The sequence below is a fragment of the Xanthomonas sp. AM6 genome (genome assembly GCF_025665335.1).
Taxonomy (GTDB): Bacteria; Pseudomonadota; Gammaproteobacteria; order Xanthomonadales; family Xanthomonadaceae; genus Xanthomonas_A.
Genome location: NZ_CP106869.1, coordinates 364,308 through 389,308, shown reverse-complemented (window position 1 = coordinate 389,308; position 25,001 = coordinate 364,308). Strand labels below are relative to the sequence as shown.

At 69.4% G+C, this 25,001-nt stretch carries 22 protein-coding genes and 1 pseudogene; 13 read left to right on the top strand and 10 right to left on the bottom strand.

Annotated features, from left to right (window positions below; all coding sequences use genetic code 11):
* Nucleotides 1-88: 88 nt before the first annotated feature.
* Entirely contained in the window at nucleotides 89-1,252 is a 1,164-nt protein-coding gene (locus OCJ37_RS01680; protein WP_263111961.1) for a mandelate racemase/muconate lactonizing enzyme family protein, read from the bottom strand.
* 156 nt (nucleotides 1,253-1,408) lie between these two features.
* On the opposite strand from OCJ37_RS01680, the gene OCJ37_RS01675 reads away from it, so the two are divergent.
* Nucleotides 1,409-2,326 (top strand): LysR family transcriptional regulator, encoded by a 918-nt coding sequence (locus OCJ37_RS01675; protein WP_263111959.1) that lies wholly within the window; start codon nucleotides 1,409-1,411, stop codon nucleotides 2,324-2,326.
* Between the two features lie 53 nt (nucleotides 2,327-2,379).
* Here the strand turns inward: OCJ37_RS01675 and OCJ37_RS01670 are convergent, their stop codons facing one another.
* Nucleotides 2,380-2,958, bottom strand: coding sequence for a TetR/AcrR family transcriptional regulator (locus tag OCJ37_RS01670; protein WP_317633207.1), 579 nt, complete (start codon nucleotides 2,956-2,958; stop codon nucleotides 2,380-2,382).
* A gap of 111 nt (nucleotides 2,959-3,069) precedes the next feature.
* Here OCJ37_RS01670 and OCJ37_RS01665 point away from each other — a divergent pair, with 111 nt between their 5' ends.
* Nucleotides 3,070-3,825 (top strand): SDR family oxidoreductase, encoded by a 756-nt coding sequence (locus OCJ37_RS01665; RefSeq protein ID WP_263111956.1) that lies wholly within the window; start codon nucleotides 3,070-3,072, stop codon nucleotides 3,823-3,825.
* Between the two features lie 152 nt (nucleotides 3,826-3,977).
* On the opposite strand, the pseudogene OCJ37_RS01660 reads toward OCJ37_RS01665, so the two are convergent.
* Nucleotides 3,978-4,732: pseudogene (locus tag OCJ37_RS01660) on the bottom strand (SDR family oxidoreductase).
* Between the two features lie 239 nt (nucleotides 4,733-4,971).
* Here OCJ37_RS01660 and OCJ37_RS01655 point away from each other — a divergent pair.
* Together OCJ37_RS01655 and OCJ37_RS01650 are read left to right on the top strand one after the other, a co-directional pair.
* Nucleotides 4,972-5,469, top strand: coding sequence for an AraC family transcriptional regulator (locus OCJ37_RS01655; protein ID WP_263111955.1), 498 nt, complete (start codon nucleotides 4,972-4,974; stop codon nucleotides 5,467-5,469).
* Nucleotides 5,470-5,496: 27 nt separating this feature from the next.
* A complete protein-coding gene (locus OCJ37_RS01650) occupies nucleotides 5,497-5,865 on the top strand; it encodes a helix-turn-helix domain-containing protein (RefSeq protein WP_263111954.1) in 369 nt (122 codons plus the stop codon).
* Nucleotides 5,866-5,978: 113 nt separating this feature from the next.
* Here OCJ37_RS01650 and OCJ37_RS01645 read toward each other — a convergent pair whose 3' ends face one another.
* On the bottom strand, nucleotides 5,979-6,728 hold the full coding sequence (locus OCJ37_RS01645) for an FAD-binding oxidoreductase (protein ID WP_263111953.1): 750 nt from the start codon (nucleotides 6,726-6,728) through the stop codon (nucleotides 5,979-5,981).
* 102 nt (nucleotides 6,729-6,830) lie between these two features.
* On the opposite strand from OCJ37_RS01645, the gene OCJ37_RS01640 reads away from it, so the two are divergent.
* From OCJ37_RS01640 to OCJ37_RS01620, 5 genes are all read left to right on the top strand, one after another.
* Entirely contained in the window at nucleotides 6,831-7,853 is a 1,023-nt protein-coding gene (locus OCJ37_RS01640) for an ABC transporter ATP-binding protein (RefSeq protein WP_263111951.1), read from the top strand.
* 22 nt (nucleotides 7,854-7,875) lie between these two features.
* Nucleotides 7,876-8,691, top strand: a complete 816-nt coding sequence (locus OCJ37_RS01635) for an ABC transporter permease (protein ID WP_263111950.1) — start codon at nucleotides 7,876-7,878, stop codon at nucleotides 8,689-8,691.
* 2 nt (nucleotides 8,692-8,693) lie between these two features.
* Entirely contained in the window at nucleotides 8,694-9,146 is a 453-nt protein-coding gene (locus OCJ37_RS01630; protein ID WP_263111949.1) for a hypothetical protein, read from the top strand.
* Between the two features lie 42 nt (nucleotides 9,147-9,188).
* Nucleotides 9,189-10,133 carry a 2-dehydropantoate 2-reductase gene (panE, locus tag OCJ37_RS01625; RefSeq protein ID WP_263111948.1) on the top strand — a complete coding sequence of 315 codons (945 nt, stop codon included), beginning with the start codon at nucleotides 9,189-9,191 and terminating at the stop codon, nucleotides 10,131-10,133.
* 490 nt (nucleotides 10,134-10,623) lie between these two features.
* Entirely contained in the window at nucleotides 10,624-11,136 is a 513-nt protein-coding gene (locus tag OCJ37_RS01620; protein ID WP_263111947.1) for a hypothetical protein, read from the top strand.
* Between the two features lie 13 nt (nucleotides 11,137-11,149).
* On the opposite strand, the gene OCJ37_RS01615 is transcribed toward OCJ37_RS01620, so the two are convergent.
* From OCJ37_RS01615 to OCJ37_RS01605, 3 genes are all read right to left on the bottom strand, one after another.
* Nucleotides 11,150-14,227, bottom strand: a complete 3,078-nt coding sequence (locus OCJ37_RS01615; protein WP_263111945.1) for an efflux RND transporter permease subunit — start codon at nucleotides 14,225-14,227, stop codon at nucleotides 11,150-11,152.
* The gene (locus OCJ37_RS01610; RefSeq protein WP_263111943.1) at nucleotides 14,224-15,324 is read right to left on the bottom strand and encodes an efflux RND transporter periplasmic adaptor subunit; all 1,101 of its coding nucleotides are present in this window, start codon (nucleotides 15,322-15,324) and stop codon (nucleotides 14,224-14,226) included. The genes OCJ37_RS01615 and OCJ37_RS01610 overlap by 4 nt, the downstream gene beginning before the upstream one ends.
* 88 nt (nucleotides 15,325-15,412) lie before the next feature.
* Complete coding sequence (locus OCJ37_RS01605; RefSeq protein ID WP_263111942.1) at nucleotides 15,413-16,210, bottom strand: TatD family hydrolase; 798 nt, start codon at nucleotides 16,208-16,210, stop codon at nucleotides 15,413-15,415.
* A 111-nt stretch (nucleotides 16,211-16,321) separates the two neighbouring features.
* Here OCJ37_RS01605 and hrpB point away from each other — a divergent pair, with 111 nt between their 5' ends.
* Nucleotides 16,322-18,949 carry an ATP-dependent helicase HrpB gene (hrpB, locus tag OCJ37_RS01600; protein ID WP_263111941.1) on the top strand — a complete coding sequence of 876 codons (2,628 nt, stop codon included), beginning with the start codon at nucleotides 16,322-16,324 and terminating at the stop codon, nucleotides 18,947-18,949.
* A gap of 516 nt (nucleotides 18,950-19,465) precedes the next feature.
* The gene (locus OCJ37_RS01595; protein ID WP_263111939.1) at nucleotides 19,466-19,882 is read left to right on the top strand and encodes a hypothetical protein; all 417 of its coding nucleotides are present in this window, start codon (nucleotides 19,466-19,468) and stop codon (nucleotides 19,880-19,882) included.
* 222 nt (nucleotides 19,883-20,104) lie between these two features.
* Here OCJ37_RS01595 and OCJ37_RS01590 read toward each other — a convergent pair whose 3' ends face one another.
* Together OCJ37_RS01590 and OCJ37_RS01585 are read right to left on the bottom strand one after the other, a co-directional pair.
* Nucleotides 20,105-20,641: a pseudouridine synthase gene (locus OCJ37_RS01590; RefSeq protein ID WP_263111938.1), complete on the bottom strand. Its 537-nt coding sequence runs from the start codon at nucleotides 20,639-20,641 to the stop codon at nucleotides 20,105-20,107.
* Between the two features lie 104 nt (nucleotides 20,642-20,745).
* A complete protein-coding gene (locus OCJ37_RS01585; RefSeq protein WP_263111937.1) occupies nucleotides 20,746-21,603 on the bottom strand; it encodes a class I SAM-dependent methyltransferase in 858 nt (285 codons plus the stop codon).
* 369 nt (nucleotides 21,604-21,972) lie between these two features.
* Here OCJ37_RS01585 and OCJ37_RS01580 point away from each other — a divergent pair, with 369 nt between their 5' ends.
* Together OCJ37_RS01580 and OCJ37_RS01575 are read left to right on the top strand one after the other, a co-directional pair.
* Complete coding sequence (locus OCJ37_RS01580; protein WP_263111936.1) at nucleotides 21,973-22,932, top strand: aldo/keto reductase; 960 nt, start codon at nucleotides 21,973-21,975, stop codon at nucleotides 22,930-22,932.
* Nucleotides 22,929-23,975, top strand: a complete 1,047-nt coding sequence (locus tag OCJ37_RS01575; protein ID WP_263111935.1) for an NADPH-dependent curcumin/dihydrocurcumin reductase — start codon at nucleotides 22,929-22,931, stop codon at nucleotides 23,973-23,975. The genes OCJ37_RS01580 and OCJ37_RS01575 overlap by 4 nt, the downstream gene beginning before the upstream one ends.
* Nucleotides 23,976-24,078: 103 nt before the next feature.
* Here OCJ37_RS01575 and pcaD read toward each other — a convergent pair whose 3' ends face one another.
* Nucleotides 24,079-24,858 (bottom strand): 3-oxoadipate enol-lactonase, encoded by a 780-nt coding sequence (gene pcaD / locus OCJ37_RS01570; protein ID WP_263111934.1) that lies wholly within the window; start codon nucleotides 24,856-24,858, stop codon nucleotides 24,079-24,081.
* Nucleotides 24,859-25,001: the final 143 nt, after the last annotated feature.

Sequence of the window (25,001 nt, the reverse complement as noted above, 5' to 3'; positions counted from 1 at the left end):
GAGCTTCCCTTTTTGGATGATTGGACCCGCGCCTGCACCAGCCCATGCCCGCAGCGAGAAGGCGCCGCTGTCGCCATTGGCCCGACCTCTACTCAGCAAGCCCGCGCATCACTTCGATGAGGTCGGACTTGCCCTCGAAACCAATGCCCGGCAACTCGGGCATCAGAATATGGCCGTCCTGAACTTTCACCCCATCCGGGAACCCACCATAGGGCTGGAACAAGTCCGGATAACTTTCATTGCCGCCCAAGCCCAATCCTGCCGCGATGTTGAGCGACATCTGATGTCCGCCATGCGGGATGCAGCGTGCGGGAGACCAACCGAACTGCGCTAGGACTTCAAGCGTGCGGAGATATTCGACCAAGCCATAAGACAGCGCACAATCGAACTGCAGGTAATCGCGATCCGGACGCATGCCGCCATAGCGAAGCAGATTGCGTGCGTCCTGGTGCGAAAACAGGTTCTCGCCGGTCGCCATTGGCCCAGGATAAAATTCGCTCAGGCTGGCCTGCAGCGCGTAGTCGAGCGGATCGCCTACCTCTTCATACCAGAACAAGGGGTATTCGCGCAGCATCTTGGCGTAGGCAATGCCAGTCTCCAAGTCAAAGCGACCATTGGCATCTACCGCCAAACGTGCCTCGCTGCCAATCTCTTCCAGCACCGACTCGATCCGCCCGCGATCCTCGTCCAGGGAGGCGCCACCGATTTTCATTTTGACCACGTTGTAGCCGCGCTCGAGATAGCCGCGCATCTCCTTGCGCAGAGCGCTGTTGTCCTTGCCTGGGTAGTAGTAGCCGCCGGCTGCATAGACGAATACCCGGGGGTTGGCTTCCCTGCCCTTCATCTGGGCAAGGTAGCGAAACAGTGGCATGCCGGCGATCTTGGCGGTGGCGTCCCAGATCGCCATGTCAAGCGTGCCTACCGCCACTGAACGCTCACCATGGCCACCGGGTTTCTCGTTGGACATCATTGCCTTCCAAATCCTAGAAGGGTCCAGGTTGTCGCCAGCGTCGTTGCACAGCGAGTCGCTCTCGGCCTCCAGAATGCGATCGCGGAAGCGCTCGCGGATCAAACCGCCTTGTCCGTAGCGCCCATTGGAATTGAAGCCGTAGCCAACGACCCGGCGACCGTCGCGGACCTGATCGGTGACCACCGCCACGAGACTCGCGGTCATTTTGGAGAAGTCGATGTAGGCGTTGCGGATTGGCGAGGAGATCGGCTTGGTAATTTCGACAACATCGGTGATGCGCATTGGACATTCCACCTTTTTCGGGTTCGATTGCGTTATGGGTCTGCCGAAGTCGCTGCACCTGTTTGTCGTGGCGCTGCAAGCCCGCGTCAAAGAGTAATGGCCATTCCCCAAGTGCTGCCAATGCCTTTTTTCTACGCTTGATGCACAATCGGCATCATGGAACTGACCTGGCTCGAAGACTGCTTGGCGTTGGCTGAGACACTGAATTTCTCGCGCGCAGCGGAACGTCGCTTTGTCACCCAGCCTGCTTTCAGCAGACGCATTCATGCCCTCGAAGAATGGTTGGGCACGCCTTTGTTTGTCCGTTCGCGCAAAGAAGTGCTGATGACCCCGGCCGGGGAGGCCTTCATCCGCAAGGCATCGGGACTGGCGACGGCGATTTATGCGGCTCGACAAGAGGCTTTAACGGTGGCTGGACTGCACAAGCCTGCGTTGGCATTTCTTGCAACGCACGTTCTGTCCTTCACCTTCTTCCCGTCCTTTGTCAGGCGAATAGAATCGAACAGCGGGATCGGAGCGTTTCAGCTGATCTCCGACACGCTCAGGGCATGCGAAAAACTGATGCTGCAAGGCGCAGCGCAGTTCCTGCTCTGTCACCACCATCCCGGTATGCGTCCAGGACTGGATTCGGAACAGTTCGAACGGGTCGTCGTAGGCAGCGATGTGCTGCAACCATTCAGTGCGCCTGGCGAAGACGGCGACGGGCGCCCACTTTGGTCGCTCACCTCCAGTGGTGATCTTCCACTCTTGTCTTACAGCGCAGACTCCGGCTTGGGGCGCATCGTGTCGGGGCATCCAAAGTTCAAGGAAGTGGAAGCCCGCTTGGCACCTGCACTGACGTCCGACCTCGCAGCGACGTTGCTGGCCATGTGCCGCTCCGGGGCAGGGGTCGCCTGGCTGCCGCGCACGCTGGTGGACGATGATGTCGAGAAGGGACGGCTTGTCCATGCGGCGCCCGGGCGCACGGACTGGGATATCAGCGTGGACATCTGTCTCATCCGGCACACCGGGCTTTTATCTCAGCAAGCCGAGGAACTGTGGGAACAGCTCAAGCAAGGCAAGCTGAAGAACTAGCAGAGACAGCGTGATGAACACGGCCCTTTCCCTGCCGAAAGAAGGCGAGCCCGTTACCCGGCTGCCGCCCGTCCGGGAGCGCCCGCGCACAAGCCCTCCATGACCGTATCCATGAGCCAGGTCAGGCGTGGCTGCCAGTCCTCGGTAACGTCGATTTGCCAGATACCCGCGATGGCCAGGAAGAATTTGTCCGCGGTGATCCCCGGCCGGATCGTTCCAGCCTTCTCGTTCGCATCGAGCAGCATCTGCGCGGCAGCGATCACCGGAGCATAGCCCTCGTTACCTGCGCACTCCTTCGCGTTGGCAACTTCCCGAAATGCGCCAGCCAGGCCTGCTTTGGTGATGGCGTACTCCGCCAAGCGGTTCATCCACTCGCGCAGTGCCCGCTCAGGGGGGAGCGTCTTCAGTAAGTGCTCGGCGAACCCTGTGACCTGCAGCATTTCGTGGCGATAGACCTCTATCACCAGTGCCTCTCGGGTCGGGAAATGCCGGTAGAAGGTGGCCTGCCCCACGCCCGCCTTCTTGGCAATCGTGCTCAGTGGGACATCGGCTGAACGAACCAATTCCGCGAGCGCCACGGACAAAATGCGCTCCCGGTTCTGCAATGCATCAGACCGCTTCGGCTTCTCCACACTTTTTCCTTTCGACATATTCGTTGACAAACGGACAACTGTCCGTTACCGTCCACGAAACGGACTACTGTCCGCTTTAATTCTACCTCTTTCCCCACTCAGGAGATATCCGTGAAGAACAACGGCAATACGATTCTCATTACCGGCTCTACCTCCGGCATCGGACTTGGGCTGGCGCTGCGGCTCCAGCAGGCCGGCAACACCGTCATCGTCTCAGGGCGCAAGAAGGAACTGCTGGATCAGATTACCGCCGAGCATCCGGGCATTGAGGCCATCGAACTCGACATTGCAGACGCGGCTGCCGTCGTCGAAGCGAGCCGCCTGGCGGCCGAACGCTATCCCGACCTGAATGTGGTCATCAACAATGCCGGCATCATGCCGAGCGAGAACGTCTTCAAGCCGGAATCCCTGAAGGCCGCCGAAGAGGCGATCGCCATCAACCTGCTCGGCACCATCCGCATGACCTATGCGTTCTTGCCGCAACTTGCCAGGAACAACGACAGCGTCATCATCAACGTCAGTTCCGCACTGGCGTTCGTTCCGTTCCCGGCTGCCATCACGTACAGCGCCACCAAAGCGGCCGTGCACTCGTTTACCGAGAGCCTGCGCGTTCAATTGGCCGGTACCAAGGTGCAAGTCGTCGAACTGGCGCCTCCCGGCGTGCGCACCAAGCTGTTCGGCCAGGGCAACGACGAGCACGCCATGCCCTTGGACGAATTCCTCGATGAGGCTCTGGCGCTTCTGCATGCAGAAACCACCCCCAAGGAGATCATCGTGGAACGCGCGAAGTTTCTTCGCCATGCCGAGGCAAACGGCAACTACGATGAGGTTCTGGGAATGCTCTCCGCCGTAGGCGTTCCGGACTAAGGCAGCACGTCCAGGTCTTCGGCACGGCGACGGCGCCGTAGCGAGCTGCGCGCAACGAACCATCCCTGGCGCACCAGCGGTTCGTTCGCCCGCCACCAGCTGCGCCGCTGCCACGACGTGGCTGGTTGCCGCCCGCGAGGTCGACCCGCAGGTCAGATGGCCTGGCCACCGGACACCTCGATCCGCTGCGCGTTGACCCAGCGGTTGTCCGGGCCGAGCAGGCTGGCGACCATCGGGCCGATGTCGTCGGGCACGCCCACGCGCCCCAGGGCGGTCATGTCGGCGAACTGCTTGTTCAGATCGGGCAGGTCGCGCACGGCGCCGCCCAGGAAGTCGGTTTCGATCGCGCCCGGGGCCACGGTGTTCACCGCGATGCCGCGGCCACCGAATTCCTTGGCCATGTAGACCGACAGGATCTCGACGGCGCCCTTGGCGGCCGCGTAGGCAGAGAAGCCCGGCATCGACACGCGGGTCAGGCCGGAGGAGAAATTCACGATGCGACCGCCATCGGCGATCAGCGGCAGCAGCGCCTGGGTCAGGAAGTACACGCCTTTGACGTGGGTGTCGAACAGCGCATCGAACTGGGCTTCGTCGTCTCTGCGAGCATGGCCATCTCGCCATGGCCGGCATTGTTGAGCAGGTGGTCGAAGCCGGTCCGGGACCAGGTGCCGGACAAGGCGCTGCGCACCGCGTCGGCGAAGGCGCCGAAGGACGCCACGTCGCTTACGTCCAGTGGCAGCGCCACCGCCTTGCGGCCCATCGCTTCGATTTCGGCGACGACGGCCTTGGCCTGGTCGGCGCCGTTGCGGTAGGTCAGAACGACATCGCCGCCACGGCGGGCGATGCTGATGGCGGTATTGCGGCCGAGGCCGCGGTTGGCACCGGTGATGAGGGTGATCGACGTCATGGGGATCTCCAGCAGGGTGGATGTTGCGGGGTGGAGAGACGATCGGACGGAACGCCCTCGCGCAGTTTCCCGATCCCGCCCATTTCTTGCCTATTCGTCCCGAATTCGCACCAACGAACCTCAAGAACCCCTCATTTCATCACCGCAAAACTCAGCGCACCCCTGCCTTTTCTTCCGGATTTCTTGCCCAATCATCCAACTCGATTGTGCCCGCTGCGGCCACGCGCTAGGGTCTGCTTATGCCTGCGAATCTGTTGGAAACCGCGCGTCGCTACGCCGATGCGAACGTCGACGAGGCCGGGGTCGCGCGCACGCCCTTGCCCGGGCTTGCGATCCTGCGCGAGACCCGGCCGACGCCATTGCACTACGCCATCTGCAGGCCGCTGGTGGCGCTGGTGCTGCAGGGCAGGAAGCAGGTCACGATGGGCAGTAGCAGCTACGACTTCGGTGCCGGCGAGTCCCTGCTGGTCACCGCGGAAGTGCCCACGGTCAGCCAGATCACCCGTGCCTCGCTCGCCGCGCCCTACTACGCCTGCGTGGTGGAGCTGGATCCGGCCACGATCGCATCGCTGGTGGCCGAGATGGGCACGACCCCTTTCGCGATGGGGTCGCCGGTACGCGTCGATCCGACCGAGGCGGAAGTCGCCGACACCGCGGACAGGCTCATCCGCCTGCTGGACCGCCCCGCGTCGGTCCCCGTGCTGGGCCCGCAGTTGCTGCGCGAGCTGCACTACTAGCTGCTGTCGGGGCGACACGGCGGCGCGATGCGCGCGCTGGGCGTCACCGACAGCCATGCCCGGCGGGTGGGCCGCGCGGTGGCCAGGATCCGCTCGGACTTCGCCAGGCCGTTGCGCATGGAGCAGCTGGCGGACGCGGCGGGAATGAGCCTGTCGACGTTCCATGTGCACTTCCGCGCGATCACCTCGCTGACCCCGCTGCAGTTCCAGAAGCAGCTGCGCCTGATCGAGGCCAGGCGTCTGTTGTTGGCGGAAGGCGCGACGATCGGCCGGGCGGCCTCGGCGGTGGATTACGAAAGCGTTCCACAGTTCACGCGCGAATACGGCCGCATGTTCGGCATGCCGCCGGGCAAGGACATCAAGGACACCCGGCAACGCCTGACCTCGGCCGCGTAGCCGAGGCGCGCGTCCCCTGCCGAGCAAACACTGCAGCGCCCGGAGCGATGTCCGGCGCGGGCAGGAAGCGAGCCACCAGGCGCCGGCGCATGGCGAGCGACGGCGCGCAGGCGCTACTTGCTGCTGACGTACTTCTCGCGGCGGATGTGCTGCACCGGCAGACCCGCCTCTTTCAGCGCATCGAAGCAGGCGTCGACCATGTTCGGATTGCCGCACAGATAGGCGATATCGCCGTCGGCCTGCGGCGCGAACTCGCCGAGGAACTGCTGCACGTAGCCGTGGCGCACGTCCGCATGCGGTGCAGCGGGCAGTTCGCGCGAGAAACACGGCACGAAGCGGAAGCGCGGATGCGCGTCGGCGAAGGCGCGGAACTCGTCGCCGTACAGCAGCTCGGCCGGCGCGCGCGCGCCCAGCAGCAGCACCACTTCCACGCCGCGCTCGGCCATCGCCGCTTCCAGCAGCGGCAGCATCGACCGGTAGGGAGTGACGCCGGTGCCGGTGGCGATCAGCAGGTAGCGGCGGTTGCTGTCGCCGTGGTTCAGGCAGAAACGGCCGTACGGGCCGCTGGCGCAGACCTGCCCGCCGATCTCCAGGCCTTCGAACAGCGCCGTGGCCGCGCCGCCGGCGACGAAGCTGACCGCGATCTCGACCGTCGCATCGGCCGGCTGCGCCGGGTCGTGGCGGGTGGCCAGCGAATAGCTGCGCTTGGCCGCGGTGCCGTCGGCGTAGTGGAAATGCACCTGGATGAACTGGCCGGGGACGAACGGCAACGGCTGGCCGTCGTCGCGGACGAAGCGGTAATGGCCCACGGCCGGGGCCAGCATGTGGCGGTCGACCAGTTTGAGCGGATATTGGGCAGGCACGAAGGATGCAACAGTCTGTAGCCGGGGCCGGGCCCGCGAGGTCTCCTATAATAGCGGCTGCATTTCTCCGGCGCCGTCAACAAGGCGCAAAAGGCTCTGGCTTTGACTTCCCCGTCCCCGACCCCGCTCCCGAACGCCCCCGCATTGCGCGTGCGCGAGCTGCGCAAGACCTACGACAACGGCGTGCAGGCGCTGCACGGCGTGTCGCTGGACGTGCTGCCCGGCGACTTCTTCGCCCTGCTCGGCCCCAACGGCGCCGGCAAGTCCACCCTGATCGGCATCATCAGCTCGCTGGTGAACCTCAGCGCCGGCCAGGTCGAGGTATTCGGCACCGACCTGGCCACCCAGCGCAGCGCGGCGATGCGCCTGCTCGGCCTGGTCCCGCAGGAGATCAACTTCAACCTGTTCGAGAAGCCCTTCGACATCCTGGTCAACTACGCCGGCTTCTACGGCATGCCGCGGGCCGAGGCCGAGCGCCTGGCCGAAGTGGAACTCAAGCGCGCCCACCTGTGGGACAAGGCGCAGGTGATGAGCCGCACCCTGTCCGGCGGCATGAAGCGGCGGCTGATGATCGCCCGCGCGATGATGACCCAGCCGCGCCTGCTGATCCTGGACGAGCCCACCGCCGGCGTGGACATCGAGATCCGCCGCGACATGTGGCGCGTGCTGCGCGAGATCAACGCCGCCGGCACCACCATCATCCTGACCACGCACTACCTGGAGGAAGCCGAGAGCCTGTGCCGCAACCTGGCGATCATCGACCGCGGCCGCATCGTCGAGCAGGGACCGATGCGCGAACTGCTGGCCAAGCTCGACGTCGAAGGCTTCCTGCTGGACATCGACGGCGAACTGCCGGCGCAGCTGCCGGCGATCGAGGGCACCACCTTGCTGGCGCAGGACGCGCACACGCTGGACCTGGACATGCCGCGGGCGATGGACCTCAACCGCGTGTTCGCCGCGCTCGGCAGCGCCGGCATCCGCGTGCGCTCGATGCGCACCAAGAGCAACCGCCTGGAGGAACTGTTCGTGCGCCTCACCGGCGACAACCGGGGGGACCAGCCTGCGTCCGCGAGCCCCGCAGGCCCGGCGGCCGCAGATCCGCCGAAGCCATCCCCCGCCGCCTGATCCCCTCTTCCGCTGGACGACGATGAACACCACAAGCACTCCGCAACCGCTTCTCCCCGCGGCCACGCCGACCCGGCGCAACTGGGTCGCGCTGGGCACCGTCGTGCGCCGCGAGGTCAAGCGCATCCTGCGCATCTGGGGCCAGACCCTGGTGCCGCCGGCGATCACCATGACCCTGTACTTCCTGATCTTCGGCGGCCTGATCGGCTCGCGCGTGGGCGACATGGGCGGCTACAGCTACATGCAGTTCATCGTTCCCGGCCTGGTGATGATGAGCGTGATCCAGAACAGCTACGGCAACATCAGCTCCTCATTCTTCGGCGCCAAGTTCGGCCGCCACGTCGAGGAGCTGCTGGTCAGCCCGATGCCGAACTGGGTGATCCTGTGGGGCTACGTCGCCGGCGCGGTGCTGCGCGGGCTGATGGTCGGCGTGATCGTGCTGATCATCGCCATGTTCTTCACCCCGGTGCGCATCCCGCACCCGCTGGTGACGCTGACCACGGTGCTGCTGGGCGCCACCATCTTCTCGCTGGCCGGCTTCATCAACGCCGTGTACGCGAAGAAGTTCGACGACGTGGCGATCGTGCCGACCTTCATCCTGACCCCGCTGACCTACCTGGGCGGCGTGTTCTATTCGGTGAAGCTGCTGCCCGGCTGGGCCGAGGCCGCCACCCACGCCAACCCTATCTTCTACATGGTCAACGCGTTCCGCTACGGCCTGCTCGGCAGCAGCGACGTGCCGGTGTGGGTGGCCTACGCGCTGATGCTGGGCTTCGTCGCGGTACTCAGCGCGCTGGCGCTGTGGCTGCTCAAGCGCGGAGTGGGATTGCGCAGTTGAGCATGCGCCGCGCCATCGGGCCGCTGTCGCTGTCGCTGCTGTGCGGCGCCGCCGCGGTGCCGGCTGCCGCACCCGCCGCCGGCCAGGATCCGGCCGCCGCGCCGAGCGCCGAGACGCTGTACCGGCTGGGCGAGGCCGACGGCACGCAGTTGGCGCAGGCGCGTTACTGCGATCTGCCGCCGGCCGAGATGTCCCGTCTCGCCGGCGCCCTGCAGCAGGCCGCGCGCGAGCGCGCGCTGGCCGCGAACGTGGCCTTCGATGCGGCCGCGCACGACGCTGCGATGCGCGCCGGCTTCGACGATTTCCGCCAGCTGATGGCCACCCTCGACGCGCAGGGCGACGACGCCCAGGACCTGGCGCAGCGCCAGGCGCACTACCGCGAGCAGTGCGCCGAGGTGCGCGCCGGGATCGAAACCCTGATCGGCCCCTTGTCCAAGCAGGACGCCAAGGACTAGCGCGACCCGCCGGCGGATTCCCACTACCAGAAGGCCCTACAGATGCGCATCCTGATCCTTGGCGCCGGCGCGACCGGCGGCTACTTCGGCGGACGCCTGGCCCAGGCCGGCGTCGACGTCACCTTCCTGGTCCGTCCAGCGCGGGCCGAGCGCCTGCAGCGCGACGGCTTGCGCATCCGCAGTCCGCGCGGCGATGCCGACGTGGCCGTGGCCACGCTGACCGCCGATACGCTGCCGGCCGCGGCCGCCGCGCAGCCGTTCGATCTCGTGATGCTCAGCTGCAAGGCCTACGACCTGGACAGTGCGCTGGACGCGGTGGCGCCGGCGATGGGCGCGGCCACCACGCTGCTGCCGATCCTCAACGGGCTGCGCCACTACCCGGTGCTGGACGCGCGCTTCGGTGCCGGCAACGTGCTCGGCGGGCTGTGCTTCATCAGCGCCACGCTGGCCGCGGACGGCGCGGTCCAGCACCTGGGCAAGCCGGCCTCGCTGACCTTCGGCGAACGCGACGGGCGCGGCACGGACAGCGCACGCGTGCGTGCGCTCGCCACCGCCTGCGCGTCGGCCGGCATCGACCACGTCGCCACGCCGCGGATCGCGCAGGAGCAATGGATCAAGTACACCTTCCTGACCGCGCTGGCCGCCGGCACCTGCCTGATGCGCGCACCGGTCGGCCGCATCGTCGCCGGCGACGACGGCGATGCGCTGATGCGCGGACTGTACGCCGAGTGCCTGGCGGTGGCGGCCGCGGCGGGCGAGCCGATCCCCGACACGGCCCAGGCCAATGCGCTGCAGCTGCTGACCCAGCCCGGCTCGCCGACCAAGGCCTCGATGCTGCGCGACCTGGAAGCCGGGCAGCAGGTGGAAGCGCAGCACATCGTCGGCGACATGCTGGCGCGCGCCCGCGCCGCCGGCCACGCCGCACCCTGGCTGCTGGCCGCGTACTGCCACCTGCAGGCCTACCAGGCCGGGCTGGCGGAGCGCTGACGCAGCCGCCAGCGGCGTGGCGCTCGACGCCGGCAAGGCAGCGCGGGTGGCGACCAACGCCGGAGATGCGCTGCGGCGATCCGCGGCGTCCTGCGCAACGCCGATGGCTTGGGCCATTCGCGATGAACCGACGTGGACGGGTGCCCTGGCGCCGGGCGCCGTCGGGGCGGAAGCCCCTCCTACTACAGTGCACCGGGCAGCAGGGCCGCGACCTGCTGCATGCCTGGCATCCGCAGTTGCCTACTCGTCGTAAAACAACGCGCGCCGAAAAAGCGCATCCAACCCTGCAGGAGCGACTTCAGTCGCGACGAACGAAGCGGCGCACCTGCCACCGCCGGGCGAGGTCCGCGCCAATGGCCCAATGCCAGCCAGACCCTCCTGCACGCCCCTGCCAACGCGCCCATACCCCCCATCCCCGCCCCGACCATCTTCGCGCGCCGCTTACGCCCGGCCCGCCTATGCTCGGCGACCTCACCACGGCCCACAGCCCATGAAGTTCATGGAAAAGATATTCCGCGGCGGCCACATCGTGATCATCCTGCTGTTCCTGCTGTGCGCCACCGGCCTGGTGGCGATGGCGGTACTGGAGTTGTGGCACGGACTCACCCCCGGCGGCGACCTGGTGGTGCGCGACCGCTTCAACGTGGTGCTGGAGGCGATCGGGCTGCTGACGGTGGCGCTGGTGACGCTGGAACTGGGCCAGACCATCTTCGAGGAAGAGGTGCAGCGCGACGTCAAGGTCAGCGGCCCCACGCGCGTGCGCCGCTACCTGTCGCGGTTCTTCGTGGTCATCGTCATCGCGCTGGCGATCGAGACGCTGGTGTCGATCTTCGAACTGATGCACGACGATCCGGCCAAGCTGCCCTACGCCACCGCGGTCGGGCTGTGCGCGGCGTTGCTGCTGATCGCCTGGGGCGTGTTCGTCAAGCTCAACCGCAGCGCCGAGGAACTGGAGCCCGAAGCGATGGCCGAGGCCAAGCGCGAGGACAAGCAGGTCGAGTGACCCGCGTGCCGCGCTAGTCGGCCGGCGTCGGCGACGCCGGCGCGGACCTCCGGCGCAGGCGCCGCGTCATCCATTCGCCCAGGTCGTCGAGCACCGTGAACGCGGCCGGGATCACGATCAGGCTCAGCAGCGTGGAGGTGATCAGCCCGCCGATCACCGCGATCGCCATCGGCGCGCGGAAGCTGGAATCGCCGGACCAGCCCAGCGCGATCGGCATCATGCCCGCCCCCATCGCCAGCGTGGTCATGATCACCGGCTGGGCACGCTTGCGGCAGGCGTCGATCAGCGCGTCGTGCTGGCTCAGGCCGTGTTCGTCCTCGGCGATCACCGCATAGTCCACCAGCAGGATCGAGTTCTTGCTGGCGATGCCGATCAGCATCAGCAGGCCGATCAGCGCCGGCAGCGACAGCAGGTTCTGGGTCAGCAGCAACGCGCCGAACGCGCCGCCGGCGCACAGCGGCACCGCGGTGAGGATGGTCAGCGGCATCAGCGCGTGGTTGAACAGCAGCAACAGCACCATGTAGATGCACACCAGGCCCGCGGCCATCGCCAGCAGGAAGCCGACGAACAGTTCGACGAACACCTCGGCGTCGCCGGTGTTGAGGAAGCTGACGCCGTCGGGCAGCTTCTGCACGCTGGGCAGCGCCTGCACCTCGTCCATCACCTCGCCCAGCGGGCGGCCGTTGAGCTCGGCGCTGAGGGTGACGTTGCGCTGGCGCTGGTAGCGCGAGATCTGCGCAGGGCCGCTGCCGGCGCTGATGTCGGCGACCGCCGCCAGCGGTACCGGGCCGTAGCGGCCGTTCACGCGCAACTGGCCGATCAGCGCCGGATTGGCCAATTGCGCCTCGGCGAAGCCGACCCGGATCGGCACCTGCCGCTCGGGCAGGTTGAGCTTGGCCAGGCGCTGTTCGTAGTCGCCGGCGGTGGCGATGCGCGCGGCCTCGGCGATCTCGGCGGTGGCCACGCCCAGGTCGGCGGCGCGCGCGGAGTCCGGGGTGATCACGATCTCCGGGCGCAGCAGCGATGCCGAGGAGGTGACGCTGCCCAGGCCGCGGATCATGCGCAGGTCGCGCTCCAGCGCGATCGAGGCGTCCTGCAGGCGCTGCGGATCGTCGCCGGCCAGCACCAGCTGCATCATTTCGCCGGCCTCGGAGCTGAGATAGCTCACCCGCACCCCGGCCAGGTTCGCCAGCCGCGTGCGCACCAGGCGTTCGAGCGTCTTCTGGTCGCGGTCGCGGTCCTCGGCCCGGCCCCAGTCCAGGATCAGCGTGGCCTTGCGCGGTTCGCCGACGCCGGACTTGGACGGATCGCCCACGTCCAGCACCGCGCCGACCGCGGTGTACACCTGCTTGAGTTCGGGAATGCCGCGCAGCTGCGCGCGTGCGCGCTCGGCCACCGCCATGGTCTGCTGCAGCGTGGTGCCCGGCGGCAATTCCAGGCTCAGGTTGCTGCGGCCCAGGTCGGAGGTGGGAATGAAGGTGGTGGGGATCAGCGGCACGATCGCCAGCGACACCACGAACAGGCCGGTGGCGATCCACAGCGTGCGCGCGCGGTGGCGCAGCGCCGCGTCCACCCAGCCCAGGTACCAGGTCATCAGCCGCGTTTCGCGGTGCGTTTCCGGATGCGCCTTGAGCGTGTAGGCGGCCATCATCGGCGTCAGCAGGCGCGCCACCAGCAGCGAGAACAGCACCGCGGTGGCGGCGGTCCAGCCGAACTCGCGGAAGAACTTGCCGGCGATGCCGGGCATGAACGCCACCGGCACGAACACCGCCGCCAAGGTGAGCGAGGTGGCGATCACCGCGGTGCCGATCTCGGCGGCGGCGTCGCGCGCGGCCTCCAGCGGCGGCTTGCCCATGCGCAGGTGGCGCACGATGTTCTCGATCTCCACGATCGCATCGTCGACCAGGATGCCGACCACCACGCTCAGCGCCAGCAGCGTGATCAGGTTGAGGCTGAAGCCGAACCAGTACATCACCGCGAAGGTGGGGATGATCGACAGCGGCAGCGCCACCGCCGACACCCAGGTCGCACGCCAGTCGCGCAGGAACAGCCACACCACCAGCAGCGCCAGCAGCGCGCCTTCCCACAGCATCGTCATCGACGAGTCGTACGAACGCAGGGTCTCGTCGATCACCGTGGTGACCAGCTGGAAGTCCACGCCCGGATGCGCGGCCTTGAGCGTCTCCAGCGCCGCCTCCACGCCCTTGGCCACGTCGACCTCGCTGGAGCCGCGGGTGCGCGACATCGAGAACGCCACCACCGGCTTGCCGTCCAGCAGCGCGGCCTGGGTCGGGTCGGCGGCGGCGTCGCTGATCCGCGCCAGCGCCGACAGGCGCACCGCGCGGCCGTCGGCTACGCTGATGCTGTAGTCGCGCAGCGCCGCGGCGTCGGCGATGGTGCCGACGGTGCGGATCACCTGCTGGCTGCCGTCGAGCTCGGCCTTGCCGCCGGCGCGCTCGACCTGGATCCGCGCCAGCTGCTGCGACACGTCGCCGGCGGTGACGCCGAAGGCCTGCAGCGCGTTCGGGTCCAGGTCCACCCGCACCTGCCGCTCCACGCCGCCGACGCGGGTGACCTGGGCCACGCCCGGCACGCCGTACATCGCCTTGCTGACCTCGCGGTCGACGAACCAGCTGAGCTCGTCCGGCGTCATCGCCGGCGCGACCACCGCATAGGTCATCAGCGAGCCGCCGATGTCGACCTTGGACACCACCGGTTCCTGGATGTCCTGCGGCAGGTCGGTGCGGATCTTGGTGACCGCGTCGCGGGTGTCGTCCAGCGCGGTGGCCAGGTCGGCGTTGAGGAAGAACTCGATGGTGGTGACGCTGACGCCTTCGTTGACGGTGGACATCACCCGCTTGACGTTGGGGATGGTCGCCACCGAATCTTCGATCCGGCGCGTGACCTCGGTCTCCAGCTGGCTCGGCGACGCGCCGGGCTGGGTGATGGTCACCGTGGTCATCGGGAACGCGATGTCCGGGAAGCGCGCCACCGGCAGCTTGTGGAAGCCCCACAGGCCGGCCACGCACAGCACCAGGAACACCATCAGCGCCGGCAGCGGGCGCTTGATCGCCCAGGCGGAGAAGTTCATGGCGCCGGCTTCGCGGCGGCGGCGGCGTTCGCCACCACCCGCACCCGGTCGCCGTCGCCGAGGAAGCCGGCGCCCTGCTCGACCACCGCGTCGCCGGCCTTGAGCCCGTCGACGATCTCGATGCGGCCGTCGACGGTGGCGCCGGTGCGCACGCGCAGGCGCCGCGCGACCTGCTTGTCGACCGCGAACACGTAAGGATGGCCGTCGCGCTGCACCACCGCGGCGGCCGGCACCATCAGCGCCGGGCCGGCGCCGACCACGATGCGGCCCTCGACGTAGGTGCCGGGCTTGAGCGGCCCGGGGGCGGGCAGGTCGGCGTAGATGGTGCCGGTGCGGGTCTGGCTGTCCACGCCCGGGCTGACCGCGCGGATGCGCCCAGCGACGCTGCCGCCGGCGGCGGGCAGGCTCACGGCGGCGCCCGGCGCGACCAGCGCCAGCTCGGCCTCGGGCAGTTCGGCGCGCCATTCCAGGCGGCCGTCGCGGATCAGGCGCAGCAGTTCGGTCCCCGAGGCGACCACCTGCCCGGGCTGCACCAGCCGCTTGGAGATGATGCCGTCGGCGGGCGCGCGCAGTTCGGCGAAGTCGCGGCGCAGCTGCGCCGCGTCGCGCGCGGCGCGCGCGGTGTTGCGCTGCGCCTCGGCCTGGGTGCGCGCGGCGCGCAGTTCGTCCAGCTGCGAGGCGCTGATGTACTTGTCCTTGACCAGCTTCTCGGCGCGCGCCAGGTTGGCCTGCGCCAGCGCCACGCTGGCGTCGGCTTCCGCCAGGCCGGCGCGGGCCTGCTGCAGGTCGCTGTCCAGGGTGCGATGGTCCAGTTCCAGCAGCACCTGGCCGCGGCGCACCGCCTGGCCGACGTCGACGTTGAGCGCGGTGACGCGCGCGCCGCTGATCTCCACGCCCAGCTGCATCTCCTCGTACGCCGAGACCGGGCCGGACACCAGCACGGTGCGCTGGATCGACCGCGGCGCGGCGCGGACCAGGGTCACCGCCAGCGCCGAGGCGTCGGCGCCGGGCTCCGGTTCGGCGGGCTTGCCGCAACCGGCCAGGGCCAGCAGCACGCCGGACACGAGCGACACGGCCAACAAGGAGCGGACGGGCATGCAGGGCTTTCCGTAGACGATGCAGCCGGATCGGTGCCGGCCGATTGTACTGGCAAGTCCGGGGCGCGCGGCCCGCGCCGCCGGCGCGTCAGGCGGCGGCAGGCAGGCCGAAGAACGCGCGGGCGGTGGCGGTGCTGGCCGCCGCGGTCGTGGCCGGATCCTCGCCGCGGTCGCGCGCCAGTTCCTCGACGATGTGCGCCAGGAACGCCGGCTCGTTGCGGCGGTCCTTGGGCAGCGGCTTGAGCGTGCGCGGCAGCAGGTACGGCGCGTCGGTCTCGATCATCAGCCGCGCGGCCGGGATGTTCCTGACCAGCTCGCGCAGGTGCGCGCCGCGCCGTTCGTCGCACAGCCAGCCGGTGATGCCGATGTGCCAGTCGCGGTCCAGGTAGTCGAACAGCTCCTCGCGGGTGCCGGTGAAGCAATGCACCACCGCCGGGCCGAGCTTGCCGTCGAACTGGCGCATCAGCGCCAGGAAGTCCGCGTGCGCGTCGCGCTGGTGCAGGAACAGCGGCTTGCCGGTGTCGGCGGCCAGCTGCAGCTGGCGTTCGAACGCGCGGTGCTGCGCCGGGCGCGGGGCGAAATCGCGGAAGTAGTCCAGGCCGCACTCGCCCACCGCCACCACCTGCGCATGCGCGTGCAGCGCGCGCAGTTCGGCGTCGCATTCGGCGGTGTACTCGAGCGCGTGGTGCGGGTGCACGCCGGCGGTGGCGTACAGGAAGCCGGGATGCTGCTGCGCCAATTGCAGCGCCAGCGGCGAATGCGCGCGGCTGGCGCCGGTGACCACCATCTGCGCCACGCCGGCATCGCGCGCGCGCTGCAGCACCGCGTCGCGGTCGCGATCGAAGGAATCGTGGGTGAGGTTGGCGCCGATGTCGATCAGGGTCATGCGAGGTGCCGAGGAAGCCGGAGCGGGAAAGCGGAGGATTGTACGGGGCGCGGCGACGCGCCGGCGTCGACCGCGCTCTACAGCGGCGCGGGCGATCCGTATCCTTGGCCGATGGCCTCTCCCGTTTTTCCGATCGATCCGCTGCTGCCGCAGATCCGCGACAGCCTCGCCGCGCATCCGCGGCTGGTGCTGGAAGCCCCGCCGGGCGCCGGCAAGACCACCCAGGTGCCGCCGGCGTTGCTGGACGCGCCGTGGCTGCAGGGCCGCCGCATCGTGATGCTGGAACCGCGCCGCGTGGCCGCGCGCAGCGCCGCCACGTTCATGGCCCGGCAGCGCGGCGAGGCGCCCGGCGAGACGGTGGGCTACCGCATCCGCTTCGAGAACAAGGTGTCCGCGCGTACCCGCATCGAGGTGGTCACCGAAGGCATCCTGACCCGGATGATCCAGGACGACCCGATGCTCGACGGCGTCGGCGCGCTGCTGTTCGACGAATTCCACGAACGCCACCTGGCCGCCGACCTGGGCCTGGCGCTGGCGCTGGACGTGCAGGCGCAGGTGCGCGAGGACCTGCGCATCGTGGTGATGTCGGCGACGCTGGACGGCGAGCGCCTGGCGCAGTTCCTGGACGCGCCCAGGATGACCAGCGCCGGGCGCAGCCATCCGGTGGAGATCGCGCATTTCCCGGCGCGGCGCGAAGAATCGCTGGAGGCGCAGACGCGCCGCGCGGTGGAACACGCGCTGCAGCAGCATCCGGGCGATGTACTGGTGTTCCTTCCCGGGCAGCGCGAGATCGCACGGGTGCAGGCGGCGCTGGAGGGGTCTGAGCTCGTGTCGGGACTCTCGCCGGGTAGCGCTTCCGGCACGGCTTCTGGCGCCTCTTCGCCAGGCACCGCTTCGGGCGCACCCGCATCCGGCGCTGCGCGCTCCCTTCTCCCGGTGGGGGAAGGGAGCGGCGGCGGCGTCGACGTGTTGCCCCTGCACGGCGAACTGCCGGTCGAGCAGCAGAGCAAGGTGCTGCAGCCCGATCCGCTCGGGCGCCGCCGCGTGGTGCTGGCGACCAACGTGGCCGAATCCTCGGTCACCCTGCCCGGCGTGCGGGTGGTGATCGACGCCGGGCTGGCGCGCGAGCCGCACTACGATCCCAACAGCGGTTTCTCGCGGCTGGACGTGACCGCCATCGCCCAGGCCTCGGCCGACCAGCGCGCCGGCCGCGCCGGCCGCGTCGCCTCGGGCTGGGCGTACCGGCTGTGGCCGCAGTCGCAGCGCCTGGAAGCGCAGCGCCGCGCGGAAATCCTGCAGGTCGAGCTGGCCGGCCTGGCGCTGGAACTGGCGGCCTGGGGCAGCGCGGCGCTGCGCTTCGTCGATCCGCCGCCGGCCGGCGCGCTGGCCGCCGCGCGCGAACTGCTGCAGCGGCTGGGCGCGCTGAGCGAGGACGATGCGATCACCGCCATCGGCCGGCGCATGCTCGCGCTGGGCACGCACCCGCGGCTGGCGGCGATGCTGCTGGCCGCGCCGGACGCGCGCGCGCAGGCGCTGGCCTGCGACCTGGCCGCGCTGGTCGAGGCGCGCGACCCGCTGCGCCAGGGCGGCGACGCGCTGGCGGCGCGCTGGCGCGCGCTGGCCGCATTCCGCCGCGGCCGCGCCCCGCACGACGCCAACCGCGGCGGCCTGGCCGCGATCGACGCGGCGGCCAGGCAATGGCGGCGGCGCCTGCGCAGCGACGCCCCGCCGCCGGACAGCGTAGACGCGCACGAACTCGGCGACCTGCTCGCGCACGCCTTCCCCGATCGCATCGCCGCGCGCCATCCCGCCGATCCGCTGCGCTACCTGCTGGCCAACGGCCGCAGCGCGCGCCTGTTCGAGCACAGCGACCTGCGCGGCGAACCGTGGCTGGTCGCCACCGAGCTGCGCTACGAAGCCAAGGACGCGCTGCTGCTGCGCGCCGCGCCAGTGGACGAGACGCGCCTGCGCGCCGATTTCCCGCAGCGCTTCGTGCAGCAGGACGTGGTGCGCTGGGACGCCGACAAGCGCGCCTTGAGCGCGCTGCGCGAAACCCGCTTCGACCGCATCGTGCTCGACAGCCGCCCGGCCGGCCGTGTCGATCCGGCGCATGCGGCGGCGGCGCTGACCGAGGCGGTGCGCGAACTGGGATTGGCGGCGCTGCCCTGGAGCGAGGCGCTGACGCAGTGGCGCGCGCGTGCGGTCGGCCTGCGCGCGTGGATGCCCGAGCTGGCCCTGCCCGATCTCGGCGATGCGGCCTTGCTGGACGGCCTGGAGCGCTGGCTGCGCCCGGCCTTCGCCGGCAAGACCCGGCTCGATGCGCTGGGCGAGGACGAGCTCGGCGAGGCGCTGAAATCGCTGCTGCCGTGGGACCGGCGGCAGGCGCTCGACCGGCACGCGCCGAACAGGATCACGGTGCCGTCGGGCATGGAGCGGCGCATCGACTATGCGCTGGACCACGACGGCCAGCCGCAGCCGCCGGTGCTGGCGGTGAAGCTGCAGGAGCTGTTCGGCCTGGCCGATACCCCGCGCATCGCCGACGGCCGCGTGCCGCTGGTGCTGCACCTGCTCTCGCCCGGCGGGCGCCCGCTGCAGGTGACCCAGGACCTGCGCAACTTCTGGTCCAGCACCTATCCGGAAGTGAAGAAGGAGATGAAGGGCCGCTATCCGCGCCACCCGTGGCCGGACGATCCATGGACCGCCACCGCCAGCCATCGCGCCAAGCCGCGCGGCACCTGAGCGGTGCGGCGAATCCACCCGGGCGCGAGTTGCGGTGGTCAGTGGTCAGTGGTCAGTGGTCAGTGGTCAGTGGTCGGTGGTCAGTGGTCGGTGGTCGGTGGAAGCGGAAGCGGAAGCAACGAACATCAATTCGATCGACATATGGCGTTCCCACGTCGTGCTTCCGTCGGCTGTGTCGCACGGCTAGCCGTGCGTGAAAGCGCCAGGAGGAACGTCGGTACCGTCGCAGGCCACGCCGTGTCACGCCGGCTCGCTGTGCGCGACGAAGGACAGCGGAGCGGCGCGAACGATGCCGCGGAACCGCGTGCACGCCCATCCCGCGCCTTCCGCGGCGGCGTCGACCCAGCGCCTGCCCACATCCGCTCGAGGCCATACCGCGCTCGCTACGGCCGCCCGGCCGGAGCCCGCACCGCCCCGCGCATTCAGCCGCCAGACGATTCCGCGCCCGCGCGCTAACGCCCTCTATACGGCGCCCGGGGGACACTGCAGCCCTTATTCCTGCCAGTAGGGACGCCCATGAGCAAGCTGACCATCATCACCGACCGTGCCGTCGACCGCGCACTGGATCTCGCCAGCCATGCCGGTGACAGTCTCCGCCACATCGGCCCGCAGGCGAACAAGTGGTTGCAGTCCGGCGCCGCGATGGGCGCGATCAAGACCGGCGCGGCAATGGGTGCGGTGAAGACCGGCACCAAGGTCGCGCGCACCGTGGTGCGGCGCAATCCGGTCATCGCCATCGCCGCCGCGGCGCTCGGCGCCGGCCTGCTCGGCTACGCGATCTACCGCAAGCGCCAGCGCGACCGCAACGGCCCGATCGAAGGCGATTCGCAGCGCATCGAATCCAGCAAGCGCGGCAATGCCGGCGCGCGCCGCTCGGCGGCGAACCGCGCCTCCCGCCGCGCCGCGGCTGCGCAGGAAGCGACCGAAGAATAAGCCGGCAGCATCGCCGCTGCGACGGCGGTGGCGACAGCAGTGCCGTAAAGACAGCGACCGGATGACGAATCCGGTCGCTTTTTTTATGCGCCGACCCACGCGTTTGCCTTCGTGATGCATGCGCCCTGCTCCCTGTAGGAGCGGCTTCAGCCGCGACAGCTCCAACAGCAAAAGCGTCGCGGCTGAAGCCGCTCCTACAGGGGATATTGGCGGGCAGCGGCGCTACAGCATCCGCCACGCCCCCGGCGCCAGCCCCTCCAGCCGGTGCGCGCCGATGGCCACGCGCACCAGCCGCAAGGTCGGCAGGCCGACCGCGGCGGTCATGCGCCGCACCTGGCGATTGCGTCCTTCGCGCAGCACGATCTGCAACCATGCATCGGGCACCGTCTTGCGGAACCGCACCGGCGGATCGCGCGGCCACAGATCCGGCGCGGTCTCCAGCACGCTGGCCTGGGCCGGCGCAGTCGGCCCGTCGTTCAACACCACGCCATCGCGCAGGCGCTGCAACTGCTCCGGCTGCGGTACGCCTTCCACCTGCACCCAATACGTCTTCGGCTGCTTGTGCCGCGGATCGGTGACGCGATTGGCCAGCGCGCCATCGTCGGTCAGCAGCAGCAGGCCCTCGCTGTCGTAGTCCAGCCGCCCGGCCGCGTACACGCCGGCAGGCAGGCCGAATCCGGCCAGGGTGCGCCGCGGCGGTTCGCTGCGGTCGGTGAACTGGCACAGCACATTGAACGGCTTGTTGAACGCGATCAGCATGGAAGCGGGAATCGGAGAGCAGGATCGGAATCGGCGCCGCATCGGCGCTGCGGCGTGGGCATTGTCCCACGCCGGATTCCGGTTCCCCCGCTTGGCGCCGGCGCCTACTGCTTGACGAACTTCAGCGTCATCCGGTCGCTTTCGCCGATCGCCTTGTACTTGGCGTCGTCGGCGGCATCGTGGTCGTTGCTCGGCGGCAGCGTCCACACGCCGCCCGGGTAGTCCTTGGTGTCGCGCGGGTTGGCGTTGACCTCGCTCTGCCCGGCCAGCTTGAAGCCGGCCGCCTCGGCCATCGCGATCACCTGCGCCTGGCCGACGTAGCCGCTCTTGTCGTCGGCCGGCACGTCGGCCTTGGCGCGGTGCTCGACCACGCCGAGCACGCCGCCGGGCTTGAGCACCTGGTAGAAGCCCTTGAACATGCCCTCGGCCTGGCCGGACGTGCGCCAGTTGTGCACGTTGCGGAAGGTCAGCACCAGGTCGGCCGACGCGGCCGGGCCGAACACCGGCGCGGTCGGCGAATAGCCCACCAGCTTGGCCTTGCCGTACTGCGCCGGCGCGGCGGCGAATTTCTGTTCCAGCGCCGTGCGCGCCTTCTGCTGGTAGTCGCGGCCGCGGCCTTCGGGCACCGCCGCCGGATCCACCACCGCGGCGATGTACTGGCCGCGCTCGCGCAGGTACGGGGCGAGGATTTCCGAATACCAGCCGCCGCCCGGCGTGATCTCGATCACCGTCTGCGTCGGCTTGATGCCGAAGAACGCCAGGGTCTGCCCCGGGTGCCGGTAGGCGTCGCGCGCGACGTAGGTGCGGTCGCGCCAGCTGCCATCGATGGCGGCCTGCAGCGCCGCATCCGGCGCCGGCAGCGTGGCGCTGTCGGCAGGCTTGATCGCCTGCGCGGACGGGACGGCGAACGCGGCGGCGACGGCCAGCGTGCAGGCACAGGCGAGCGAGGTGCGTAGCGTCATGACGTGCTTCCCGGAAAGTGATGTGGCGCGAGCCTAGCATGCAGACGGCGGACGCGGTTCGTTGCCGCGGCGTCGGCGCGCGCCCGTCCATTCACGGGCAAATCGCGATGGCGGGCTGGGCGCGGAGCGCGGCATGGGCCGCGCGACAAGAACGCCCGCGCTGCGCAGCGCCTGATGCCGGTGAACGCGGTACCGGCCGCTGCAGTGGCACGCTGCCGGCCGGCGTCCGCCAGGCCGGTGCCGTCTTCTCGGCATGGAGGAGATGCCGATCGACTCACGCAGGCAGAACACTGTTTTCGCCATCATCGGAAGGGTACTGAAACCTGACGCGACTATCCTGTCGCCTACCGTCTTCGAGGAGTGTTGCGTATGCCGCAGACGCGAGAACTGGGCCGTAGCGGCCTGCAGGTGGCGCCGATCGCGTTTGGCGGCAGCGTATTCGGCTGGAGCGTGGACGAGCCCACCGCATTCGCGCTGCTCGACGCCTTCGTCGATGCCGGTTTCAACCTGATCGACACCGCCGATCTGTACTCGGCCTGGGTGCCCGGCAATCGCGGCGGCGAGTCGGAGACGGTCATCGGCAAATGGCTCAAGCGCAGCGGCAAGCGCGACCGGGTGGTCATCGCCACCAAGGTCGGCATGTGGGCCGAACGCCCGGGGCTGTCGGCCGACAACATCGCCGCGGCCGTGGACGAATCGCTGCAGCGCCTGCAGGTCGATGCGATCGATCTGTACCAGTCGCACGAGGACGACCCGTCGGTGCCGCTGGAGGCGACGCTGGCCGCGTTCGGCCGCCTGATCGAGCAGGGCAAGGTGCGGGCGATCGGCGCGTCCAACTACAGTGCCGAGCGCCTGTCCGACGCGTTGAAGGTGTCCGCCCAGTACGGCCTGCCGCGCTACGAGACGCTGCAGCCGCAATACAACCTGTACGACCGCGCCGGCTACGAAAACGGCCTGGAAGCGCTGGCGCGCGAGCAGGGGCTGGGGGTGATCGGCTACTACTCGCTGGCCAGCGGCTTCCTCAGCGGCAAGTACCGCAGCGCCGACGACGTGGCCAAGAGCCACGCGCGCGGCGAGCGGGTGATCCGGCAGTACCTCAATCCGCGCGGCCTGCGCATCCTGGCTGCGCTCGACGACATCGCCGGCAAGCATCGCGCCACGCCGGCGCAGGTCGCGCTGGCCTGGCTGATCGCGCGGCCCGGCCTCACCGCGCCGATCGCCGGCGCCACCAGCGTCAAGCAACTGCATGACGTGCTGGCCTCGGCGCAGCTGGGCCTGTCGGCCGACGACATCGCGCAACTGGATGCGGCGAGCGAGGAAACCCCATGAGCGCATCGCCCCGGAACACGCGCATCGTGCTGGCCTCGCGCCCGCAGGGCGCACCGACCGCGCAGCACTTCCGCACCGAACAGGCGCCGCTGCCCACCGCCGGCCCCGGCCAGGTGCTGCTGCGCAACCGCTGGCTGTCGCTGGATCCGTACATGCGCGGACGCATGAGCGATGCGCCGTCGTACGCGCCGCCGGTGCAAGTGGACGAGGTGATGGTCGGCGGCACCGTCGCCGAAGTGCTGGAATCGCATCATCCCGACCTCAAGCCCGGCGACCTGGTGCTGGTGCAGAACGGCGGCTGGCAGACCCACCTGGTCGCCGACGGCGCCGGCCTGCGGCGCAAGCTCGACCCGCAATCGCCGCTGCCGCCGAGCACCGCGCTCGGCGTCTACGGCATGCCCGGCTTCACCGCCTACGCCGGCCTGCACGAGATCGGCAAGCCGCAGAGCGGCGAGACCGTGGCGGTCGCCGCGGCCACCGGCCCGGTCGGCGCCACCGTGGCGCAGATCGCCAAATTGCGCGGCGCGCGGGTGATCGCCATCGCCGGCGGCGCCGAGAAATGCCGCTACCTGCGCGAGGAACTGGGCGTGGACGTGGCCCTGGACCATCGCGCCGCCGATTTCGCCGGGCAGCTGCGCGCTGCCGCGCACGACGGCATCGACGTCTACTTCGAGAACGTCGGCGGCCACGTGTTCGATGCGGTGCTGCCGCTGCTCAACGATTTCGCGCGGGTGCCGGTGTGCGGCACCGTCGCCACCTACAACAAGGCCGGCGAGCTGCCGCCAGGGCCGGACCGCGTACCGGCGCTGATGAGCCAGGTGCTGCGCCAACGCCTGACCCTGCGCGGCTTCATCGTCGGCGATTTCGTCAAGCTCTACCCGGAGTTCCTGCGCGAGATGGGCGCCTGGCTGGCCGACGGCCGCGTGCGCTACCGCGAGCACGTCGTGCACGGACTGGAGAACGCGCCGCAGGCCTTCATCGACATGCTCGGCGGCGGCAACTTCGGCAAGCTGGTGGTGCAGCTGGATGGGAGCCGGGATTAGGGATTAGGGATTAGGGATTAGGGATTAGGGATTAGGGATTAGGGATTGGGGATTCGGATTCGAGAACCTGCGCTGCGTCGACTGTCTCTGCGACCCGGCCCCGTTACTGCAACAGGAAGCGCAGCAGCGCGTCGTTGAACGCGTGCGGCGACTCCACGTTGCACAGGTGCCGGCCGTGCACCTGGGCGAAGCTGCCGCGCGCCGCCTGCGTGGCGATGGCCTGCAGGCCGTCGGGCGGGCACACCGGGTCGTCGTGCCCGGCCAGCGCCAGCAGCGGCACGGCGATGCCGCCCAGCGCGCCGCGGAAATCGGCGCCGGCCACCGCCTCGCAGCAGGCCGCGTAGGCCTGCGCATCGGTGTCAAGGAACGTCGCCATGATCGCCTCGACCGCCGTCGGCTGCATGTCGGCGAAGGCCGGCGTGAACCAGCGTTCGCGGGTGCCGTCCAGCAATCCCGCCAGGCCCTCGGCGCGCACCTGCGCGATGCGCGCGCGCCAGCTGTCCTCGGTACCGATCCTGGCCGCGGTCGCGCACACGGCCAGCGTCTGCAGCCGCGCGCCGGCATGCAGCCCCAGCCATTGCCCGGTCAGCCCGCCGATCGACAGGCCGCAGAAATGCGTGCGCTCGATCGATAGCGCATCCAGCAACGCCAGCACATCGCCGGCCAGGTCCTGGATCCGGTACGGTCCCGGCACCGCGCCCGACGCGCCATGGCCGCGGCGGTCGTAGCGCAGCACCCGGTAGTACGGCGCCAGCGCATCGATCTGCGCGTCCCACATGTGCAGGTCGGTGCCCAGCGAATTGCAGAAGGTCAGCCAGGGGCGGCCTTCGCTGCCGTCGATGCGGTAATGCAGGCGGTGCGTGGGGAGTTCGAGGAAGGCCATGGCGGCAGGTCGGAAGGAGGAAGCGCGGGTGTCGGCCACCAGCGGAGTCTAGCGCTCTTGCCACGGCAGGAATGCGCCAGCCCGCATCGTCGGTATCCACCGCGGCACGCATGCGGTGACGAGCGCCATCAGGCCAGCGCCCG

Excerpts from the sequence above, each read along its gene's own strand:
- OCJ37_RS01575 (WP_263111935.1), top strand. The coding sequence starts at position 22,929 with ATGAGCGCATCGCCCCGGAACACGCGCATCGTGCTGGCCTCGCGCCCG.
- OCJ37_RS01650 (WP_263111954.1), top strand. The coding sequence starts at position 5,497 with ATGCGCGCGCTGGGCGTCACCGACAGCCATGCCCGGCGGGTGGGCCGC.
- OCJ37_RS01590 (WP_263111938.1), bottom strand. The coding sequence starts at position 20,641 with ATGCTGATCGCGTTCAACAAGCCGTTCAATGTGCTGTGCCAGTTCACC.
- OCJ37_RS01595 (WP_263111939.1), top strand. The coding sequence starts at position 19,466 with ATGAGCAAGCTGACCATCATCACCGACCGTGCCGTCGACCGCGCACTG.
- OCJ37_RS01620 (WP_263111947.1), top strand. The coding sequence starts at position 10,624 with ATGAAGTTCATGGAAAAGATATTCCGCGGCGGCCACATCGTGATCATC.
- OCJ37_RS01680 (WP_263111961.1), bottom strand. The coding sequence starts at position 1,252 with ATGCGCATCACCGATGTTGTCGAAATTACCAAGCCGATCTCCTCGCCA.
- panE (WP_263111948.1), top strand. The coding sequence starts at position 9,189 with ATGCGCATCCTGATCCTTGGCGCCGGCGCGACCGGCGGCTACTTCGGC.
- OCJ37_RS01580 (WP_263111936.1), top strand. The coding sequence starts at position 21,973 with ATGCCGCAGACGCGAGAACTGGGCCGTAGCGGCCTGCAGGTGGCGCCG.
- OCJ37_RS01655 (WP_263111955.1), top strand. The coding sequence starts at position 4,972 with ATGCCTGCGAATCTGTTGGAAACCGCGCGTCGCTACGCCGATGCGAAC.
- OCJ37_RS01585 (WP_263111937.1), bottom strand. The coding sequence starts at position 21,603 with ATGACGCTACGCACCTCGCTCGCCTGTGCCTGCACGCTGGCCGTCGCC.
- OCJ37_RS01675 (WP_263111959.1), top strand. The coding sequence starts at position 1,409 with ATGGAACTGACCTGGCTCGAAGACTGCTTGGCGTTGGCTGAGACACTG.
- pcaD (WP_263111934.1), bottom strand. The coding sequence starts at position 24,858 with ATGGCCTTCCTCGAACTCCCCACGCACCGCCTGCATTACCGCATCGAC.
- OCJ37_RS01605 (WP_263111942.1), bottom strand. The coding sequence starts at position 16,210 with ATGACCCTGATCGACATCGGCGCCAACCTCACCCACGATTCCTTCGAT.
- OCJ37_RS01630 (WP_263111949.1), top strand. The coding sequence starts at position 8,694 with ATGCGCCGCGCCATCGGGCCGCTGTCGCTGTCGCTGCTGTGCGGCGCC.
- hrpB (WP_263111941.1), top strand. The coding sequence starts at position 16,322 with ATGGCCTCTCCCGTTTTTCCGATCGATCCGCTGCTGCCGCAGATCCGC.
- OCJ37_RS01615 (WP_263111945.1), bottom strand. The coding sequence starts at position 14,227 with ATGAACTTCTCCGCCTGGGCGATCAAGCGCCCGCTGCCGGCGCTGATG.
- OCJ37_RS01610 (WP_263111943.1), bottom strand. The coding sequence starts at position 15,324 with ATGCCCGTCCGCTCCTTGTTGGCCGTGTCGCTCGTGTCCGGCGTGCTG.
- OCJ37_RS01635 (WP_263111950.1), top strand. The coding sequence starts at position 7,876 with ATGAACACCACAAGCACTCCGCAACCGCTTCTCCCCGCGGCCACGCCG.